Source organism: Pseudomonas spartinae (genome assembly GCF_965197125.1).
GTDB lineage: Bacteria > Pseudomonadota > Gammaproteobacteria > Pseudomonadales > Pseudomonadaceae > Aquipseudomonas > Aquipseudomonas composti_A.
In genome coordinates, this window is the sequence record NZ_CBDAMB010000008.1 from 109,538 (window position 1) to 127,358 (window position 17,821).

The 17,821-nt window shown below is 62.3% G+C and carries 18 protein-coding genes and 1 pseudogene; 13 read left to right on the forward strand and 6 right to left on the reverse strand.

Features of this window, described 5'->3' with window-relative positions; all coding sequences use genetic code 11:
* Positions 1 to 28 precede the first annotated feature (28 nt).
* Together ACN8M7_RS17725 and ACN8M7_RS17730 are read right to left on the reverse strand one after the other, a co-directional pair.
* Positions 29 to 760, reverse strand: coding sequence for a PA1041 family peptidoglycan-binding anchor lipoprotein (locus tag ACN8M7_RS17725; protein ID WP_490261633.1), 732 nt, complete (start codon positions 758 to 760; stop codon positions 29 to 31).
* 141 nt (positions 761 to 901) lie between these two features.
* A pseudogene (locus ACN8M7_RS17730) lies at positions 902 to 1,252 on the reverse strand (OmpA family protein); the annotation flags it as partial.
* A 439-nt stretch (positions 1,253 to 1,691) separates the two neighbouring features.
* Here ACN8M7_RS17730 and ACN8M7_RS17735 point away from each other — a divergent pair.
* From ACN8M7_RS17735 to ACN8M7_RS17745, 3 genes are all read left to right on the forward strand, one after another.
* Positions 1,692 to 2,189, forward strand: coding sequence for a DUF6231 family protein (locus ACN8M7_RS17735; RefSeq protein ID WP_061243001.1), 498 nt, complete (start codon positions 1,692 to 1,694; stop codon positions 2,187 to 2,189).
* A gap of 4 nt (positions 2,190 to 2,193) precedes the next feature.
* Entirely contained in the window at positions 2,194 to 2,676 is a 483-nt protein-coding gene (locus tag ACN8M7_RS17740) for a YchJ family protein (RefSeq protein WP_490261634.1), read from the forward strand.
* 66 nt (positions 2,677 to 2,742) lie between these two features.
* On the forward strand, positions 2,743 to 3,858 hold the full coding sequence (locus ACN8M7_RS17745; RefSeq protein ID WP_490261635.1) for a hypothetical protein: 1,116 nt from the start codon (positions 2,743 to 2,745) through the stop codon (positions 3,856 to 3,858).
* Between the two features lie 69 nt (positions 3,859 to 3,927).
* On the opposite strand, the gene ACN8M7_RS17750 is transcribed toward ACN8M7_RS17745, so the two are convergent.
* Entirely contained in the window at positions 3,928 to 4,482 is a 555-nt protein-coding gene (locus ACN8M7_RS17750) for a hypothetical protein (protein WP_490261636.1), read from the reverse strand.
* 190 nt (positions 4,483 to 4,672) lie between these two features.
* Between ACN8M7_RS17750 and ACN8M7_RS17755 the strand changes: the two genes are divergently transcribed.
* The 4 genes from ACN8M7_RS17755 (at position 4,673) to ACN8M7_RS17770 (ending at position 8,453) form a co-directional block, all read left to right on the forward strand.
* Positions 4,673 to 5,170: an LEA/WHy family protein gene (locus ACN8M7_RS17755; RefSeq protein ID WP_197432236.1), complete on the forward strand. Its 498-nt coding sequence runs from the start codon at positions 4,673 to 4,675 to the stop codon at positions 5,168 to 5,170.
* A 4-nt stretch (positions 5,171 to 5,174) separates the two neighbouring features.
* The gene (locus tag ACN8M7_RS17760; RefSeq protein ID WP_037049080.1) at positions 5,175 to 5,369 is read left to right on the forward strand and encodes an SEC-C metal-binding domain-containing protein; all 195 of its coding nucleotides are present in this window, start codon (positions 5,175 to 5,177) and stop codon (positions 5,367 to 5,369) included.
* Positions 5,370 to 5,376: 7 nt separating this feature from the next.
* Complete coding sequence (locus ACN8M7_RS17765) at positions 5,377 to 5,841, forward strand: DUF2489 domain-containing protein (RefSeq protein WP_490261637.1); 465 nt, start codon at positions 5,377 to 5,379, stop codon at positions 5,839 to 5,841.
* 98 nt (positions 5,842 to 5,939) lie between these two features.
* Positions 5,940 to 8,453, forward strand: a complete 2,514-nt coding sequence (locus tag ACN8M7_RS17770; RefSeq protein ID WP_490261638.1) for a penicillin acylase family protein — start codon at positions 5,940 to 5,942, stop codon at positions 8,451 to 8,453.
* Positions 8,454 to 8,700: 247 nt separating this feature from the next.
* Here ACN8M7_RS17770 and ACN8M7_RS17775 read toward each other — a convergent pair whose 3' ends face one another.
* Entirely contained in the window at positions 8,701 to 9,393 is a 693-nt protein-coding gene (locus ACN8M7_RS17775; protein ID WP_490261639.1) for an NUDIX hydrolase, read from the reverse strand.
* A 141-nt stretch (positions 9,394 to 9,534) separates the two neighbouring features.
* On the opposite strand from ACN8M7_RS17775, the gene ACN8M7_RS17780 reads away from it, so the two are divergent.
* From ACN8M7_RS17780 to nadE, 3 genes are read left to right on the forward strand one after another with little or no spacing between them, the layout of a single operon-like run.
* Complete coding sequence (locus tag ACN8M7_RS17780; RefSeq protein WP_490261640.1) at positions 9,535 to 10,179, forward strand: nicotinamidase; 645 nt, start codon at positions 9,535 to 9,537, stop codon at positions 10,177 to 10,179.
* Positions 10,176 to 11,375 carry a nicotinate phosphoribosyltransferase gene (gene pncB, locus ACN8M7_RS17785; protein WP_061242974.1) on the forward strand — a complete coding sequence of 400 codons (1,200 nt, stop codon included), beginning with the start codon at positions 10,176 to 10,178 and terminating at the stop codon, positions 11,373 to 11,375. Before ACN8M7_RS17780 ends, pncB begins: the two co-directional genes overlap by 4 nt.
* A 10-nt stretch (positions 11,376 to 11,385) precedes the next feature.
* Positions 11,386 to 12,213 (forward strand): NAD(+) synthase, encoded by an 828-nt coding sequence (gene nadE, locus ACN8M7_RS17790; RefSeq protein ID WP_490261641.1) that lies wholly within the window; start codon positions 11,386 to 11,388, stop codon positions 12,211 to 12,213.
* A 55-nt stretch (positions 12,214 to 12,268) separates the two neighbouring features.
* Here the strand turns inward: nadE and dcd are convergent, their stop codons facing one another.
* Positions 12,269 to 12,835: a dCTP deaminase gene (gene dcd / locus ACN8M7_RS17795; protein WP_061242969.1), complete on the reverse strand. Its 567-nt coding sequence runs from the start codon at positions 12,833 to 12,835 to the stop codon at positions 12,269 to 12,271.
* Between the two features lie 300 nt (positions 12,836 to 13,135).
* Here dcd and ACN8M7_RS17800 point away from each other — a divergent pair, with 300 nt between their 5' ends.
* Positions 13,136 to 13,345 carry a cold-shock protein gene (locus ACN8M7_RS17800; protein ID WP_013714598.1) on the forward strand — a complete coding sequence of 70 codons (210 nt, stop codon included), beginning with the start codon at positions 13,136 to 13,138 and terminating at the stop codon, positions 13,343 to 13,345.
* A 400-nt stretch (positions 13,346 to 13,745) separates the two neighbouring features.
* Here the strand turns inward: ACN8M7_RS17800 and apbC are convergent, their stop codons facing one another.
* Complete coding sequence (apbC, locus tag ACN8M7_RS17805) at positions 13,746 to 14,834, reverse strand: iron-sulfur cluster carrier protein ApbC (RefSeq protein ID WP_490261642.1); 1,089 nt, start codon at positions 14,832 to 14,834, stop codon at positions 13,746 to 13,748.
* A 160-nt stretch (positions 14,835 to 14,994) separates the two neighbouring features.
* Between apbC and metG the strand changes: the two genes are divergently transcribed.
* Both metG and ACN8M7_RS17815 read left to right on the forward strand, forming a co-directional pair.
* Positions 14,995 to 17,031 carry a methionine--tRNA ligase gene (gene metG / locus ACN8M7_RS17810; RefSeq protein ID WP_490261643.1) on the forward strand — a complete coding sequence of 679 codons (2,037 nt, stop codon included), beginning with the start codon at positions 14,995 to 14,997 and terminating at the stop codon, positions 17,029 to 17,031.
* A gap of 21 nt (positions 17,032 to 17,052) precedes the next feature.
* Positions 17,053 to 17,820 carry a DUF4349 domain-containing protein gene (locus tag ACN8M7_RS17815; protein ID WP_490261644.1) on the forward strand — a complete coding sequence of 256 codons (768 nt, stop codon included), beginning with the start codon at positions 17,053 to 17,055 and terminating at the stop codon, positions 17,818 to 17,820.
* Position 17,821 lies beyond the last annotated feature (1 nt).

The following is a 17,821-nucleotide window of genomic DNA, read 5'->3' on the forward strand; positions in this document are numbered from 1 at the left end:
CGGAACACGCCGGGAGCATGGCGCACTATCAGCGGGAAACGTGCAACTCCACACGGCGATTCTCTGCACGTCCAACATCCGAGGCGTTGTCCGCTACCGGCTGGCTCTCGCCACGTCCTTCGGTACTGAGTTTGCCGGCAGGCACGCCTCGAGTGACCAGGAAGTCAGCGACACTGCGGGCCCGACGCTCGGATAGCGCCTGGTTGTAGGCATCGGAGCCCACGCTGTCGGTATGCCCGACGACCCTGACCGAGACCAGATTGGCGCCGGTCAGTCGCGTGCCGACATCGGCGAGCAGACGCTGCGCCTCGCTGGTCAACTCGGCAGAGTCGAAGGCGAACAACACATTTCCCAGATCGCTGAGAACGATGACCTCATCCTGAGCAGGCTGCATAGCGGGTTCGGCAGTCGCACTGGCGGGGTACTGCGGCAACGGACAGCCGTTATGCCCGACAGCAGTGCCCGCGGGTGTACCCGGACAGCGGTCACGACGATCGAACACACCGTCGTTGTCCTCATCGCCGTCCTGCGCGTAACAGATGATGGTGCCCAGCACAGCGCCAGCGACGGCGCCGCCTGCAGCCCAGGTAGAACTCTCGATTGCTCCGAGGCCGCCACCGGCCAGGGCTCCAACCGCACTGCACAGGGGCCAGTTCCCCTGGTTGAGCGGCGCGTCTCCCGTACTGGAAGTCGTGGCACAACCGGTAAGAACACTGCTGACCAGGAGAAAGGGTAAAACCCTCGAAAGCTCGATTCTCATGGCGGTGTCTCCTGTGATACCGGCATGTTGCCGGTATCACAGAAGTAAAGACGGCGGCAGGACTCCACACAAGCAAAGGCCCGACCGATGGAAATCGGCCGGGCCTTTGCAGGTAACGCCTTGAGCAGCTAGCAATGCGCCTTACGGCTGGGCTTCAACCTCGGCCTCCACGCGACGGTTGATGGCACGACCTTCGGCAGTGGCGTTGTCAGCGACCGGACGGCTCTCGCCGTAGCCTACAGCCTGCACACGACCGGATTCGACGCCGTACTGGTTGACCAGAACGTCGCGAACGGCAGTGGCGCGGCGCTCGGACAGGCCCTGGTTATAGGCATCGCTGCCCACGGAGTCAGTGTGGCCTTCAACCACGGTACTGGTCTGTGGGTACTGTTTCATGAAGTCGGCCAGGGCTTTGATGTCGCCGTAGCTTTCCTGCTTGACCTGGGCCTTGTCGAAGTCGAACTTGACATCCAGTTCGACGCGTACGGCTTCGACCGGCTCCATAACCTCTTCGACCATGACCTCTTCTTCAACGACGGCAACCTGCTGCGCCTCGGCACCATGTACCCAGCAGTAGGCGGCGGCCATACCAGCACCTACCACCGCGCCGCCACCCGCCCAGGTGGAGCTTTCGATTGCCCCGAGCGCAGCACCACCCACGCCACCTACAGCGGCACAGGTGGGCCAGTCGGTTTTCTGCAGGCCGGCACAGCCGGTCAGCAGGGTACTAGCCAGAATCAGGGGTACTGCGTTCCTTGTGATACTCATACTTTAGGTCTCCAATGTTCATCGGCCCATAACCGACTCAATAGTAGTAAAGACAGGAGTTGTACAATCCGCCAGCTATAGCAGCTTCTGCGGATAATTTTCTCTCACTCTAGGCCTGATACCGACACCACGTTAGTCTTTGCAGACTTTTCGAGGAAGTTCGATGACCGCCAGCCTTAGCACCCGTACTCCACAGCAGGCCATTGCGGCACTGCTTGCCCGCTATACCCCCGAGAAACTGCTATTACTCGGGGCCAGCGAACTACCCGCAGTCAGCGCCTTTCACGGCGCCCACCCGCAGTGTCAGGTCACCACCGCACCTGCTGCTCCCCTGGCGTCCGAACTGGCCGCACAGCGATTCGACCTGGCAATTCTGGTCGACTGCCTGGAGCACTTACCCAAACGCGACGGACTGCAACTACTGGGTGGTATCCGCAATCTCAACGCCAGCCGGGTCGCGGTACTGGTCGACCTGAAGGCATGTGATTGGCAGGAAACCGACTTTTTCGCCCTGGCCCTGCAAGCCAGTGAACAGTTCCAGCGCGAGGGACAGACCCTGCATCTGTTCACCTATGATCTGCTTGATTACAAGCAAGTTCCCGACTGGTTAAACGCAAAATTCTGGGCTAATCCACAAAACTTCGGGAAATACTGGTGGTAGAGCGATGAACCCTGTCGATCCCAACTGCCCCTGTGGAACTGGCAAGCCGCTGAGCCAGTGCTGCGGTCACTATCACGCCGGCACCCCTGCACCCAGTGCCGAGTTGCTGATGCGCTCCCGTTATACCGCTTATGTACTGGGCCTGGTGGATTATCTGATCGCCACCACCCTTCCCGCCCAGCAACAGGCACTCGACCGTGACGCAATGGCGGCCTGGAGCGCCCAGAGCACCTGGCTCGGTCTGCAGGTCGAGGGCAGCGAAGTGTTCGGTGGCAAGCCGGAGCACGCCCAGGTCACGTTCGTCGCTCGCTGGCATGACGAGCAGGGTGAGCATTGCCACCGCGAATGCTCCGCTTTCGTTCAGGTGGACGGACGCTGGTTCTTCCTCGATCCGACAGTCCCGCTCAAGGCCGGTCGCAACGACCCTTGCCCCTGCCAGGGCGGACAGAAATTCAAGAAGTGCTGTGCCTCCTTCCTGAGCAACTGACTGGCGCTAACGCTGTTTTCTGCTTGAGTTGAAGCGTCCCGGAGGACACTCAACAAGGAGAAAGCCATGCACAAGAAAAGTGGTATCGCTCTTATCCTGGCCAGCTTGCTGGCAGGCTGCGCCAATCAACCCGGCGGGCTGCAAGGGGAAGGTCTGGATCTGGGTGACAGCCAGCGCGTCAGCCGCCTGTTCGCCTACCCGAACAACTGCAGCGTGATCTGCTATCGCGACTGGACCCTGGAGCAGACGGTCGAACACTACCTACAGCAAAGCCTGACTCGCGACGGCTACCCAGAGGCCCGCGTACAGGTCACTCGCGAGGGGGAACGCATACGTGCGCACTTCGCAGGCACGCCTGCGGACTACGGCCAGCCGCTGCTGCAATTGCTCGATGCAGGCGATCTCGCCTATCAGGGCGCCAGCCAGCTGAATCGTGACGGCAAATGGCAATACAACTGGTACTTCTTCCTGCCCCTGGGCATGGCTCTGGACAACCGCAAGAGCGTCGAGCTGCTGCACTTCCCACCGGACTACTCGCTGACCCAGGCCCAGGACTACCTGCGTTCGAGCACTACTGATCGCTGGGCCGCACTGCTCAGCTACAACGGCATCAGGCCTGAGCATACCCCTGGCTACCAGACCATCGTCGATATCGCCCCCATCGCCGCTCCAGCCAGTGCCGGCAGCACACTGGAAGGCGTGTACGGCTACTTCAACACGTATCAACGGCAGATGGTCAGCGAACTCAGTGCCGGCCCAGCCAATGCCAGCCTGCCCATGGTCGCCTTCGGCAGCCCGGTGCGCAGCTGGATCCAGCAACAATATGGTGTGACCCTACCCGTGCTTGGCCTTGGTCAAATCGATGCTGCGCCTGGGCGACAGGTCTCCGTGCTCGGCGCCAATCACCCCAGCTACATCTGGTACGCCGCCGACCCGGCCAACAATCACGGCAGCGAAGATGCCGCCAATGCGGCCGGGCTCAAGGTGATGGGGCAGGACCTGAGCGCCGCCTGCTGGCAGGCCGGCATGGGCCAGCAGCCGACCGCTGATCCGGCGCAGACACTCAATGCCTGTACGACGAAATGGCAGGTGACGGAAAAAGTGCAAACCTGCGAGCTGTTCTTCACCAGCGTGCGCAACCTCAAGCCTGAGGCGGCGGCGGCCAAGTGCAAGGCAGGTTAGCCACATCAGGCAGAAAAACGCCGTGACTGCCCAGGCAGTCACGGCGTTTGCAGTGAGGCGACTGAATGCTCAGTCCTGCAGCTTCAGATGCGATGTATCCGGCGCAGGCGCTGGGGCAGTGGATTTGGCCTGCCCCATATCACTGCCCACGGGCGCCAAACTGAATTGCGACAGGTCGACCCTCGGCGCCTGGGCCTCTGGCCTGGCGTCCTGCAGGTCGGTGCCCACCGGAGCGATACCGAAATCCGGTGCATCCACATCACTGAATGCGGCCATGTATTCATCACGCGGCGCAACCTGCAAGCGCCCCGGCGTGGCCGCTACCGGCGCAGCAGCCGGAGCCGCAACCGGATCGGCCGGCGGTGGGGGTGCCAGCTCGACCTCCTCGACCAGCATGTCCATGTCGACGACTTCGACCCGCGCACCGGCGCGTTCGAGAGTCACGCGGTATTTCTCCGCAGCTGCGGCATCGAGATTGTTCTTGATCACGATGCGGCGCCCGGAGAACAACTGGGCAATGCGCTGCGCATCGGCCTGGAACAGCTTGGCCAGGTTGGCCTTGACCAGCTCCGGCTGGGCGCCCGGCACCAGTTGCCCGGAGAAGGCGATCTCATAGCGACTCATGGTCACACTCCTGTCCTATTCGCCGCTCAGTATGGCGCAGGTTCCCTTGCCCTGACACTGCAGGCTTCTCATCCATGCCATCGCGATCACCAACGCCCTCGAGAACTTCACGCTATCACATTGAAAATGGTGATGCCCCCCGTTGCAGCCGTGCACTTGCTTGTTACACTGGCGGCAATGGGGGTATGAAATGTTTTCTCAGGCGCAAATGATAAGAATTACCAGCCTATTGATGTTTCTCGGCCTGCTTACGGGCCTGACAGGATGTTCCACCTGGATGACAGGTGGCTTCAAGGACCCGGATGTCCAACTCATCAAAGTTGATGTGGTCAAAGCCAGGCTGCTCGAACAGCAGTTCCGCCTGCGCTTTCGAATCGACAACCCCAATGGCGTCAGCCTGCCGGTACGCGGACTGGACTACGACGTCCATCTCAACGGCATCCAGCTGGCCACGGGCTACTCCAATGAGTGGTTCACCGTTCCCGCCCACGGCCATCACACCTTCGAGATACCGGTACGCACCAACCTCTGGCGGCATGTCCGACAGATCGTCAAGGCGCTGGAAAAACCGGACGTGCCGATTCGTTATAGCCTCAAGGGCGAAGTAAAAACTGGCATGTTGTTCGGCCGCAGCGTGCACATGGCGCGCAATGGCGAGATAATTCCCGGCGATTTCATACCGGAGTAACACCATGAGCAACCAACCCCACGTCCACGGCCCAGACTGCAACCATGACCACGATCATCACGACCATGGTCATGTGCACGGTCCGCACTGCAACCACGGCCACCAGGAGCCGGTGCGCAACGCGCTGAAGGACGTCGGCCGCAACGATCCCTGCCCGTGCGGCAGCCAGAAGAAGTTCAAGAAATGCCACGGCGCCTGAGCCGCGCATGAATGCTCTGACCCTCATCCTGCTACTGACCGGCCTGCTGCTGATCGCCGCCCTGGCCGCCTATGCCTGGCACCTGTGGCGCCGCGTATGGGCGAACCAGCGCGCCCACCAGCAAGCGCAGCAGGAGCGCCAGCAACGCCTCGGCGGCGACCTGAACATCCTCGCCAGCAGCCTGCTCGACGAGCAACTGCCGCTGATCGAAGGCGCCATTCGCATCAAGGTGTTGCTCGACAACTACGACAGCGCCCTGAGCAATGACAGTCGCTGCCAGGTGTTTCACCTGCTCTTCGACGCCACTCACGACGTGCCCACCCATGCGGACTGGAAAGCGTTGGACAAAGCCGAACGGCGCCGTTTCGAAAAGCGCTTCAACGAGCTGGAACTGCAACACAAGGCCGCGGCACGAATTGCCGCACGCTGGTTGCTGGACGAAGGGCTGAAGAGGTCTCCGGCAAACGCCTGAGGCCTCTTGCCAGGCATCACCGGCCTCATTACCTTGGCGCCTTTGTGGCCGGTCAGTGCAGGACCGGCCGCGACCGACCCACACCAAGGAAATTCGCCATGCGCCCGCTGGCCTGCCTGACTCTCGCCGCCTCACTGGCCAGCCTTACCGGCTGCCAGTCTCTGCTCAACAGCCGTTATGCCGACAGCGTGCCGCCCACCCGTGGCGTCGAGCGCATTCAGGGCGTGGCGGAAAGTGCATCGGTACGACGCAACGCGCTCGGCATGCCGCTGATCGAGTCGAGCACCTTCCACGATGCTCTGTTTACCCTGGGTTACGTGCATGCCGGCGACCGCCTCAGCCAGATGGTCGGCATGCGCCTGCTGGCTCAAGGCCGACTGGCCGAGATGGCCGGCCCCGGCGCGCTGGAAATGGACCGTTTCATGCGTGCGGTCAACCTCAAGAAGAGTGCGGAAATTCTCTATGCCGATGCATCTCCGCGCCTGAAACGCTTCTTCGAAGTCTATTCACGCGGCGTCAACGCCTACCTGTTCCGCTACCGTGATCGCCTGCCGATGGATCTCGCCGAGTCCGGCTATCGCCCCGAGTACTGGAAGCCCGAGGACTCGGTGCTGCTGTTCTGCCTGCTCAATTTCGGCCTGGCGGTGAACCTGCAGGAAGAGATCGCCGCACTGACCATGGCCCAGCGCGTGGGCGCCGACAAACTGCCCTGGCTGCTGCCGATCTACCCGGACGAGCCGCTGCCCTTCGCCGAGGCAGAAAAACTCGCCGGTCTCGACCTCAACGGTCAGTTGCCGGGCCTGCAGGCGATTTCCCGCACCGCAGCGCAGATCGCCGAACGACATATGCTCGGCGTCGCCGCCTCGAACAACTGGGCAATCGCGCCCGAGCGCAGCCGTGGCGGCAAAAGCCTGCTGGCCAATGACACCCACCTGCCATTGAGCATGCCGTCGCTGTGGAATTTCGTGCAGATCCGCTCGCCCAAATATCAGGCGGCGGGCATCTCCCTGGCGGGCGTGCCGGCAGTGGTATCCGGCTACAACGGCAAGCTGGCCTGGGGCATGACCATGGTCATGGGCGACAATCAGGACATCTTCCTCGAACGCATCAAACGCGAGGGCAGTCGCCTGATGTACCAGGCCGACGGCAAGTGGCTGCCGGTCAGCGAGCGCCAGGAGACCTTCTTCATCCGCGGCCAGCGCCCGATTCGCGAAACGCTCTACGAGACCCGCAACGGTCCGCTGCTCAACACGGTACTCGGCGAACGTAAGCACCTACTGCAGCCCCTGCCACTGCAGAGCGGCTATGGCCTGGCACTGAAAACCACCCAGTTCGAACGTGACAAGAGCCTCGACGCTTTCTTCGACCTATCGCGCGCGCAGTCGGTCGAGCAGGCCTTCGAAGCGGCGCGGGAAATCCGCGCCATGCCGCTGAACATCGTCTTCGCCGACGCCCAGCACATTGGCTGGCAGGTCAGCGGTCGCTACCCGAATCGCCGCGAAGGTCGCGGGCTGCTGCCATCACCCGGCTGGGACGACCGCTACGCCTGGGATGGTTTCGCCGACCCGATGCTGCACCCCTACGACCAGGACCCGCCACAGGGCTGGCTGGGCACGGCCAGCGAACGCAGCGTACCGCCCGGTTACGGCATGCAGCTGTCCAGTTCCTGGTACTACCCGGAGCGCGCCGAGCGCATCGCCGAACTGGCCGGCAATGGCCGCCACGATGGCCGCAGCATGATCGCCATGCAGTACGACCAGACCTCGCCCTTCGTCGCCAAGCTGCAGGCCATGTTCAACGACCCGCTCATGCACGACTCGCTGCGCCAGGCCATCGCCGCCCTGCCCGAAGGCCAGCGCGCACGTGCCGACGAGGCGCTGACACGTTTGCTGGCGTTCGACGGCAAACTCGCCGCCAGCTCGGCCGACGCCGCCATCTATGGCGCCTTCCTGCATGAGAGCGCGCGACAGATCTTCCTCGATGAGCTGGGTCCGGAAGACAGCCCAGCGTGGAAGGCGCTGGTGGAAACCGCCAACACCTCCTACTCCGCACAGGCCGATCATCTGCTTGGCCGCGCTGACAGCCCATTCTGGAACGACATCCGCACGCCGCAGCAGGAAGACAAGCCGACCATCCTGGCCCGCAGCCTGGCGGCCAGCATCGAGTTGCTGGAGAGCCGACTGGGCACGCAGCGCCACAACTGGCAGTGGGGCAAGCTGCACACCTACGAGTGGGTAACGGACACCACACGCATGGCGCCCTATATGAGCGCCAGTCAGCGCAGCAGCATCAATGCGCTCAAAGGCTACCTGGATCGCGGCCCCTATCCGGCCGGCGGCGATCACAGCACGCTGAACGTTGCGGCCTATGCCTGGGGTCAGGACTTCGACACCTTCCTGATTCCCGCCATGCGCATCGTGGTGGACTTCGCCGCCGACGAACCGCTGGTCGGCGTCAACAGCTCGGGCCAGTCCGGCAACCCCGCCAGCCCGCACTATGCCGACGGCATCGAGTCATGGCTCAAGGGCGGCTACATGAGCTTCCCGTTCAAGGCGGAGAATCTGGACAAGGTCTACGGCAACCAGCGACTGCTGCTGATGCCGGCGAAGTAGCGACCGTTCGTCGGGTAGCGCTGAACCTTTGCGCCAGCGTCTCACTCTGAATGATCGACTTACTCCATAGATCATCGTTTAAGGCGCCCCTGGCGCCTTTTCTTTTGCCTGCAGAAAAATGATGGCTTTTCTCCATCATCAGATGGAACTTCTCGACGCAGGCAGGCTCAGAGACTATGCATCGATTGAAATGCTCCCCTGGCGCCTCTGGCGCCTATTTTTTTGCCTGCAATTCAGCGAACGCCTGCTAAGCCAGAAGGCTGCGGTCGAAAATAAAGGCCTCGCCCGTGTGCGGGCCATGCTCCAGCAGATTCTGTGGCCGCCCCATCTTCGGGTAGTTCTTCTGCCCGGTGTCGCTGATCCAGCCCTGCGCCTTCATCCGCTCCAGCCTTCCGCGCAAGGTGGTGTGCTGCACCGGCTCACCCAGACAGGCCTGAAACGCCGTCAGCGCCTCGGTCACGGTAAATCGCGGCGCCAGCAAGTAGAGCGGCAGCGAACTGTAGACCGACTTGCCCCGTAGCCGCTCGACCGCCAGACGCACCAGCTGCGTGTGATCGAATGGCAATGCCTGCGCACCGGCGGTAAGGCCGGACAATTCGACGAATCGCAGATTGTCATCCTGCGGCTCGGCATCGGGCGCCAGTAACGCCAGATAGCACGTGCTCAACGACCAGCCGCGAGGGTCGCGCACACCATTTCCGACCGTCGCCACCTGCTCCAGATAGTGCGGCTGCAGGCGCGCCTTGTCCTCCAGCGCCCGAGCTGCTGCTGCATTCAGGCTGGCATCGGCGCATCGGCCGTTGATCAACACTCCCGGCAGCGCCCATTGCCCGGCGTAGGGTTCGCGCTGGCGACGCAACAGGAGCACCTGAAGCGCACCCTCCTCGCTCAGACGCAGGGCGACGATATCCACCCCGGCCAGAACCTCCACTGCACTCATCCTGCCCCCTGTTCCTTCATGTACTTATTTCATCTTGACCAATAACTCGTCACTTTTCACGCAGGAATTGGTAAAAACGCTTGACTACATATTTCACCAGGTGAAATATGTAGTCACTCACCCAAGAGAAGGAGGCGCACCATGAAGATTGCCAGCTTCGATGTCGACGCCCAGAAAGGCTTCACCCCGCTGTGCCCCAGCGAACTGCCGGTACCCGGGGGCGACACCATCGCCCCGGCGCTGAATCAGCTGGCCGCACGCGCCCAGCTGCGTATCGGCAGCAAGGACGCGCACAGCCCGCAGGCGCCCTGGGTCGTCGACAGCCACGATGAGATGCTGCGCCCCCTGCCGCTGGCCAATGCCGACCTGACCTGGGTCAGCCACTGCGTGCCGGGCACGCCGGGCTTCGAGCTGCTCGACGAGCTGCCGGCGCCGCTGGATTACGATTACTTCGTATGGAAAGGTGTGGAGCCTGACCTGCACCCCTACGGCGCCTGCTACCACGATCTGGCCGAGAAGCGCAGCACGGGCGTGATCGAGTTTCTCCGGCACAATGACGTCAGCCTCGTACTGGTCGGCGGCCTGGCCCTGGATTACTGCGTCAAGACCACCGCCCTGCAGCTGCGCCGCGCCGGCTTCGAAGTCATCGTCTACCTGCCAGCCTGCCGCGCAATCGCCAGTGAAACAGCCGAAACCGCCTGCATCGCCATGCGCGAACAGGGCATTACACTTGCCGCCAGCCTGGAACAGCTGGATGGCACCCTCGCCAAGGAGAATCTGCGATGAGCGAGAGTATCTTCGCCGACCGCACCGTGCAGAACCTGCTGGACACCGACCTGTACAAGCTGACCATGATGCAGGCGGTGCTGCACAACTACCCCAACGCCGAAGTGGAATGGGAGTTTCGCTGCCGCAGCAGCGAGGACCTGACGCCCTACCTGGCCGAGATCCGCTACCAGATCGAACGCCTCAGCGAGCTGAGCCTGAGCGTCGATCAGCTGGCGTTCCTCGAGCGCATCCCCTTCATCAAACCGGACTTCATTCGCTTCCTCAGCCTGTTCCGCTTCAACCTGCGCTACGTACACACCAGCATCGAAGACGGCCAGTTGAACATCCGCCTGCGCGGTCCCTGGTTGCACGTGATTCTCTTCGAAGTGCCGCTGCTGGCCATCGTCAGCGAAGTGCGCAACCGCTATCGCTACCGCGAAGTGCTGCTCGAGCAGGCCGCCGAGCGACTGTACGAGAAGCTCGACTGGCTCAAGGCCGAAGCCTCGCCGAGCGAGCTGGCCGGTTTCCAACTGGCCGACTTCGGCACCCGCAGGCGCTTCTCCTACCGTACGCAGGAGCAAGCCGTGCACATTCTCAAGCGCGACTTTCCTGGGCGTTTCGTCGGCACCAGTAACGTGCACCTGGCCCGTGAGCTCGACCTCAAGCCCATCGGCACCATGGCCCACGAATGGCTGATGGCACACCAGCAGCTTGGCCCGCGCCTGATCGACAGCCAGATCGCCGCGCTCGACTGCTGGGTGCGCGAGTACCGCGGTCTGCTCGGCATCGCGCTGACCGACTGCATCACCATGGATGCCTTCCTGGCCGATTTCGACCTGTACTTCGCCAAGCTCTTCGACGGCCTGCGCCATGATTCCGGCGACCCGCTGATCTGGGCAGAAAAAGCCATCGCCCACTACGAGAAACTCGGCATCGACCCGATGAGCAAAACCCTGGTGTTCTCCGACGGGCTCGACCTGCCCAAGTCGCTACAGCTCTACCGTGCACTTTCCGAGCGAATCCACGTAAGCTTCGGCATCGGCACCAACCTGACCTGCGACATCCCCGGCGTCACCCCCATGAACATCGTGATCAAGATGGTCGCCTGCAACGGTCAGCCAGTGGCGAAGATTTCCGACACGCCCGGCAAGACCCAATGCCGCGACGAGAATTTCGTCAGTTACCTGAAACACGTCTTTCGCGTGAACCAGTGAGGACCCAGACATGAGCAATCGCCAAGCCGAAATCGCCGCCGCCCTCGACGTGGTGCCACCGTTCGCCGATGAGGCAGCACTGAGCGCTGAGATCGAGCGCCGCAAGCGTTTTATCAAGAACACCCTCAAGCAGTCCGGCCTCAAAGTGCTGGTTCTGGGCATCAGCGGCGGCGTCGACTCGCTGACGGCCGGGCGTCTGGCCCAGTTGTCGGTCGAGGAACTGCGCGCCGAAACGGCTGACACCGGCTACCGCTTCATCGCCGTGCGCCTGCCGCACAACGCCCAGCACGACGAACACGACGCCCAGGACTCGCTGCAATTCATCCGCGCGGATGAAGAAGACACGGTCAATATCGCCGCCAGCGTCAGCGGTCTCGGCGAGCAGGTCACGCACCTACAGAAGCTGGCCGACGCCCGCCGCGATTTCGTCGTCGGCAATATCAAGGCGCGCATTCGCATGGTCGCCCAGTTCGCCATCGCCAACGCCAACAATGGCCTGGTGATCGGCACTGACCACGCCGCCGAGGCGGTGATGGGCTTCTTCACCAAGTTCGGCGACGGCGCCTGCGACCTCGCCCCCCTGTCCGGCCTGGTGAAGAACCAGGTGCGCGCCATAGCCAAGCATCTTGGCGCGCCGCAGCACCTGGTGATGAAAACACCGACCGCTGACCTGGAAGAGCTGCGCCCAGGCAAACCGGATGAGGAGGCGCATGGCGTCACCTACGCCGAAATCGACGCCTTTCTGCATGGCGAGAAAGTCAGCGACGAAGCCTACGCCACCATCGTGCGCACCTACGACAACACCCGCCACAAACGCGAGCTGCCGCTGGTGCCCTGAACAGCGGGCACAAAAAAGCCGGGCATTGCCCGGCTTTTTTGTGCGTTCGAGTAAATCAGGCCTTGGGCAGGGTTACGCCGGTCTGGCCCTGATACTTGCCGCCGCGATCACGGTACGACACCTCACAGGCCTCGTCGGACTGCAGGAACAGCATCTGCGCCACGCCTTCGTTGGCGTAGATCTTCGCCGGCAGGTTGGTGGTATTGGAGAACTCCAGGGTCACGTGCCCTTCCCACTCGGGCTCCAGCGGCGTGACGTTGACGATGATGCCGCAGCGCGCGTAGGTGCTCTTGCCCAGGCAGATGGTCAGCACATCGCGTGGAATACGGAAATATTCGACGGTACGGGCCAGAGCGAAGGAGTTCGGCGGAATGATGCAGACGTCGCTCTTGATGTCGACGAAGCTCTTCTCATCGAAATTCTTCGGATCGACGATGGCCGAGTGGATGTTGGTGAACACTTTGAATTCATCGGCGCAGCGCACGTCGTAGCCGTAGCTGGATACACCGTAAGAGATCACCCGACTGGCGTCGGCGCCACGCACCTGACGCTCTACAAACGGCTCGATCATGCCGTGTTCCTGGGCCATGCGGCGAATCCACTTGTCCGATTTGATGCTCATGGCGAGGTGTCCTGAGTGGGCGGTTACGAGAAAAGTGAGCGCATCTTACCGATGCAGAGGCCACGCTTCAAAGATTGCCGGCGCGCCCTCAAGCCATTATTTGCAAAAAAGCTGCATCGACTATTCGCACTTGGCGATAAAAACACGTATGGTGTCCCCACTGTGCTGCATGTGTCACCGCGAATCGCTACTAGATGCCTAGATTTCGATCCAAACATCGTCCGACTCCTAGTACTCGTTGCACTCAGTCCCGGCCTGGGCTTTTCCAGGGCTGTTATTACTTTTGTTAGGAGACATCACATGTCCAATCGTCAGACTGGCACCGTTAAGTGGTTCAACGATGAGAAAGGCTACGGCTTCATCACTCCGCAATCCGGTGACGACCTGTTCGTACACTTCAAAGCCATCCAGAGCGACGGTTTCAAGACCCTGAAGGAAGGCCAGCAGGTCTCCTTCGTGGCTACCCGTGGCCAGAAAGGCATGCAGGCTGAGGAAGTTCAGGTTATCTAACCTGCACTACCCCGCTTGAAAAAAACCCCGCCTAGTGCGGGGTTTTTTTATGCCTGTTTGCATGCCCTGCAATCCGCGATTCGCGGCTGAAGCCGCTCCTACAAAAAGGGGGGGATCGGTGCATCGATTACTTAACGCTGTCGCCGCACTTCGGTGCCAAGTGCTTGAACAGAGAGGTGGAACGCTGCAGCTTGCCCACGCCACAGGGCAATTGGAGATTCGCCAAGCCAGGAGCGAGCCGCCTGCCTACCCTCTCCCGCCCTTCGGGCACCCCGCTCCGCGCCCCGGCCTGATCGCTTCGCGATCAGGCACTCATAGGCGCAGGAAGCGATGCTTCCAAAACGCGCCTCTTCGCCCCATAAATGGGAGAGGGTCATCAGATGCCGCCACGCGGCTGCTTTCAGTCCTCGCTGATCTCGATATTCGGCATGACCGGCTTGCCCGCCATAGCGATACGCGCGCCGACCTTGCGCGCCAGGTCCTGATAGATCATGGCGATCTGGCTTTCCGGATCGGCAATGGTGGTCGGCTTGCCATCGTCGGCCTGCATACGAATGGCCATCGACAGCGGCAGCGAGGCCAGCAATTCGACGCCGTACTGCGCGGCGAGCTTTTCGCCGCCACCTTCGCCGAACAGGTGCTCGGCATGGCCGCAGTTGGAGCAGATGTGCACCGCCATGTTCTCCACCACGCCGAGCACCGGGATGTGCACCTTGCGGAACATTTCCACGCCTTTGCGGGCATCGAGCAAGGCCAGGTCCTGCGGGGTGGTGACGATCACGCTGCCAGCCACCGGCACCTTCTGCGCCAGGGTCAGCTGGATGTCGCCGGTGCCCGGCGGCATGTCCACCACCAGATAATCGAGATCGTTCCAGGCCGTCTGGGTGATCAGCTGCAGCAACGCACCACTGACCATCGGCCCGCGCCACACCATCGGCGTGTTGTCGTCGGTGAGAAAGGCCATGGACATCACCTGCACGCCATGGGCTTCGAGCGGCACGAACCACTTCTGCTCACGCACTTCCGGTCGCGTGCCCTCGGCGATGCCGAACATGATGCCCTGGCTCGGACCATAGATATCGGCATCGAGAATGCCCACACGTGCCCCTTCACGCGCCAGGGCCAGCGCCAGGTTGGCGGCGGTGGTGGACTTTCCTACACCACCCTTGCCGGAGGCCACGGCGATCACGTTCTTCACCCCGGCCAGGGCGGCCACCTGAGCCTGGCCCTGGTGCGAGTCGATCACACAATCGACCTGCACCTGAGCGCTGTCGACACCATCAAGGTTCTCCAGCGCCATTTGCAACATCTGCGCCCAGCCATTCTTGAACAACCCGGCGGCATAACCGAGTTCCAAACGCACGGATACGCGCGCGCCCTGAATGTCGACTTCACGCAGACAACCGGCACTGACCGGGTCCTGATCGAGATGGGGGTCGGTGAACTGACGCAGACAGGCTTCGACCGCTTCGCGGGTGACGGCACTCATGCAAGAACTCCAGAAGGCAGGCAAAAAATCAGGCCGTCATCATAACAGCAGCCTTCCGGTGCAATGCAGCACGGGCTTTTCCTTGCCGCAGGTAGCTTGAAGCTTGTCGCTTCCCTTATAGTTGTCGACTTCCCTCGTTTTACCAGTGCAGCCGATCACCATGACCGAAGCCCGCAAGATTCTCGTTACCAGCGCCCTACCCTATGCCAACGGCTCCATCCACCTCGGCCATATGCTCGAGTACGTGCAGACCGACATGTGGGTGCGCTACCAGAAGCTGCGCGGCAACCAGGCGATCTACGTCTGCGCCGACGACGCCCACGGCTCTGCCATCATGCTGCGCGCCGAGAAAGAAGGCATCACACCCGAACAATTGATCGATGGCGTGCGTGCCGAGCACATGGCCGATTTCGCCGATTTCGGCGTGGACTTCGACAACTACCACTCGACCCACTCGGACGAAAACCGCGAGCTGTCGGCGTCCATCTACCTGGCGCTGCGCGACAAAGGCCACATCGCCACCCGCGCGGTGACCCAGTATTTCGATCCCGAGAAAGGCATGTTCCTCGCCGACCGCTTCATCAAGGGCACCTGCCCGAAGTGTGGCACCGAGGATCAGTACGGTGACAACTGCGAGAAATGCGGCGCGACCTATTCGCCGACCGAGCTGAAGAACCCGCGTTCGGCCATCTCCGGCGCGGTGCCGGTGCTCAAGGAGTCGCAGCACTTCTTCTTCAAGCTGCCGGACTTCGAGGCCATGCTCAAGCAGTGGACGCGCTCCGGCGCGCTGCAGGAAGCGGTCGCCAACAAGATCGCCGAATGGCTCGATAGCGGCCTGCAGGAGTGGGACATCAGCCGCGATGCGCCCTACTTCGGTTTCGAGATCCCCGACGAGCCGGGCAAGTACTTCTACGTCTGGCTGGACGCGCCGATCGGCTACATGGCCAGCTTCAAGAACCTCTGCAGCAAACGCCCGGAGCTGGATTTCGACGCCTTCTGGGGCAAGGATTCGAGCGCCGAGCTGTACCACTTCATCGGCAAGGACATCGTCAACTTCCACGCCCTGTTCTGGCCGGCCATGCTCGAAGGCGCGGGCTACCGCAAGCCGACCGCAGTCAACGTACACGGCTACCTGACGGTCAACGGTCAGAAGATGTCCAAGTCGCGCGGCACCTTCATCAAGGCGCGCACCTACCTGGATCACCTGAACCCGGAATACCTGCGTTACTACTACGCGTCCAAGCTGAGCCGCGGCGTTGATGACCTCGACCTGAACCTCGAGGACTTCGTGCAGAAGGTCAACTCGGACCTGGTCGGCAAGGTGGTCAACATCGCCAGCCGCTGCGCCGGCTTCATTCACAAGGGCAATGCCGGCCTGCTGGTTGCCGCCAACCCCGAGCCCGAGCTGTGGGAAGCCTTCCAGGCTGCCGCACCGAGCATCGCCGAAGCTTACGAGGCGCGTGACTTCTCCCGCGCCATGCGCGAGATCATGGCACTGGCCGACCGCGCCAACGCCTGGATCGCCGACAAGGCGCCCTGGGCCCTGAACAAGGTCGAAGGCAAGCAGGCCGAGGTGCAGGAAATCTGCGCCCTGGGTATCAACCTGTTCCGCCAGTTGGTGATCATGCTCAAACCGGTGCTGCCAAAGCTGGCCGCCGAGGCCGAAGCTTTCCTCAACGTGAAGCCGCAAACCTGGTCCGAACTGGCGCTGCCGCTGGCCAACCATCAGCTGAATCCGTTCAACCCGCTGCTGACCCGCATCGAGCCGGCGAAGATCGAAGCCATGATCGCAGCCTCCAAGGAAGACCTGGCCGCCGAAGCGCCGAAACCACAGGGTAACGGCGAGCTGAGCAAAGACCCGCTGGCTGCCGAGATCAACTTCGATGCCTTCGCTGCCGTCGACCTGCGTATCGCCCTGATCGAGAAGTGCGAGTTCGTCGAGGGCGCCGACAAGCTGCTGCGCCTGTCGCTGGATATCGGCGACGAGAAGCGCAACGTGTTCTCCGGCATCAAGTCCGCCTACTCGGACCCGAGCAAACTGGAGGGCCGCCTGACCCTGTACGTCGCCAACCTGGCGCCGCGCAAGATGAAGTTCGGCGTCAGCGAAGGCATGGTGCTGGCTGCCGGCCCCGGCGGCGAAGAGATCTACCTGCTCAGCCCGGACAGCGGCGCCAAGCCAGGCCAGCGCGTCAAGTAAGGCACACGCCAGGAGGCAAGGATGAAGCCATGGATGGTAGTGGCGCTGCTGGCCGCGTTGGCCGGGTGCTCCGAGCAATCGGGGGCTCCACCTGGCGGCGCCCTGCAAGGTGAACGCAACAAGGCCGGCAGCTACCTGGCCTATGAACACCATGTAGCCATCGAGCTGCCCGCCGAGCGCATTGGTGAGCATATCGCCGCCACCCGCGAAGCCTGCCTGAGCGAGCGTTTCGGCACCTGCAGCCTGATCTCCGCGCAGCAAAGCAGCGGCCAGGCGCCACGTGGCGACCTCACCCTACGCATAGTGCCTGAGGGGGTCGAGCCGATCACCGCGCTGGCCAGCGAAGGCGGCGAGCTGGTCAGCCGCAGCACTCGCGCCGAGGACCTGGCCCAGGCCGTGAGCGACAACCGTCGTCAACATGAACAACTGCTGCACCAGCAACGAACCTTGCAACAGTTCGAGCAACGCGATGACCTCGCCGTGGCCGATCTGCTGGCCCTGGCCCGCGAGCAGGCAGCACTGGAGGTACAGCTGCAGGCCATAGCGCAAGAAGCCGCCCAGCAGCAGCTGCGTCTGGATACCAACCTGCTGACCCTGAGCTTCAGCAGCCCCTACGAGCGTTCACCCCTGGGCCGCATTGGCGAGGCGTTCTCGCGCCTGCAGGACAATCTCGCCGAAGGCACTGCCAACCTGATCGAGTTCATCGGCTACAGTCTGCCCTTCCTCATCGTGCTGTTTCCCGTGGCCCTCGGCCTGCGCAAACTGTGGCGACGCCTCACCCGCCACTGAA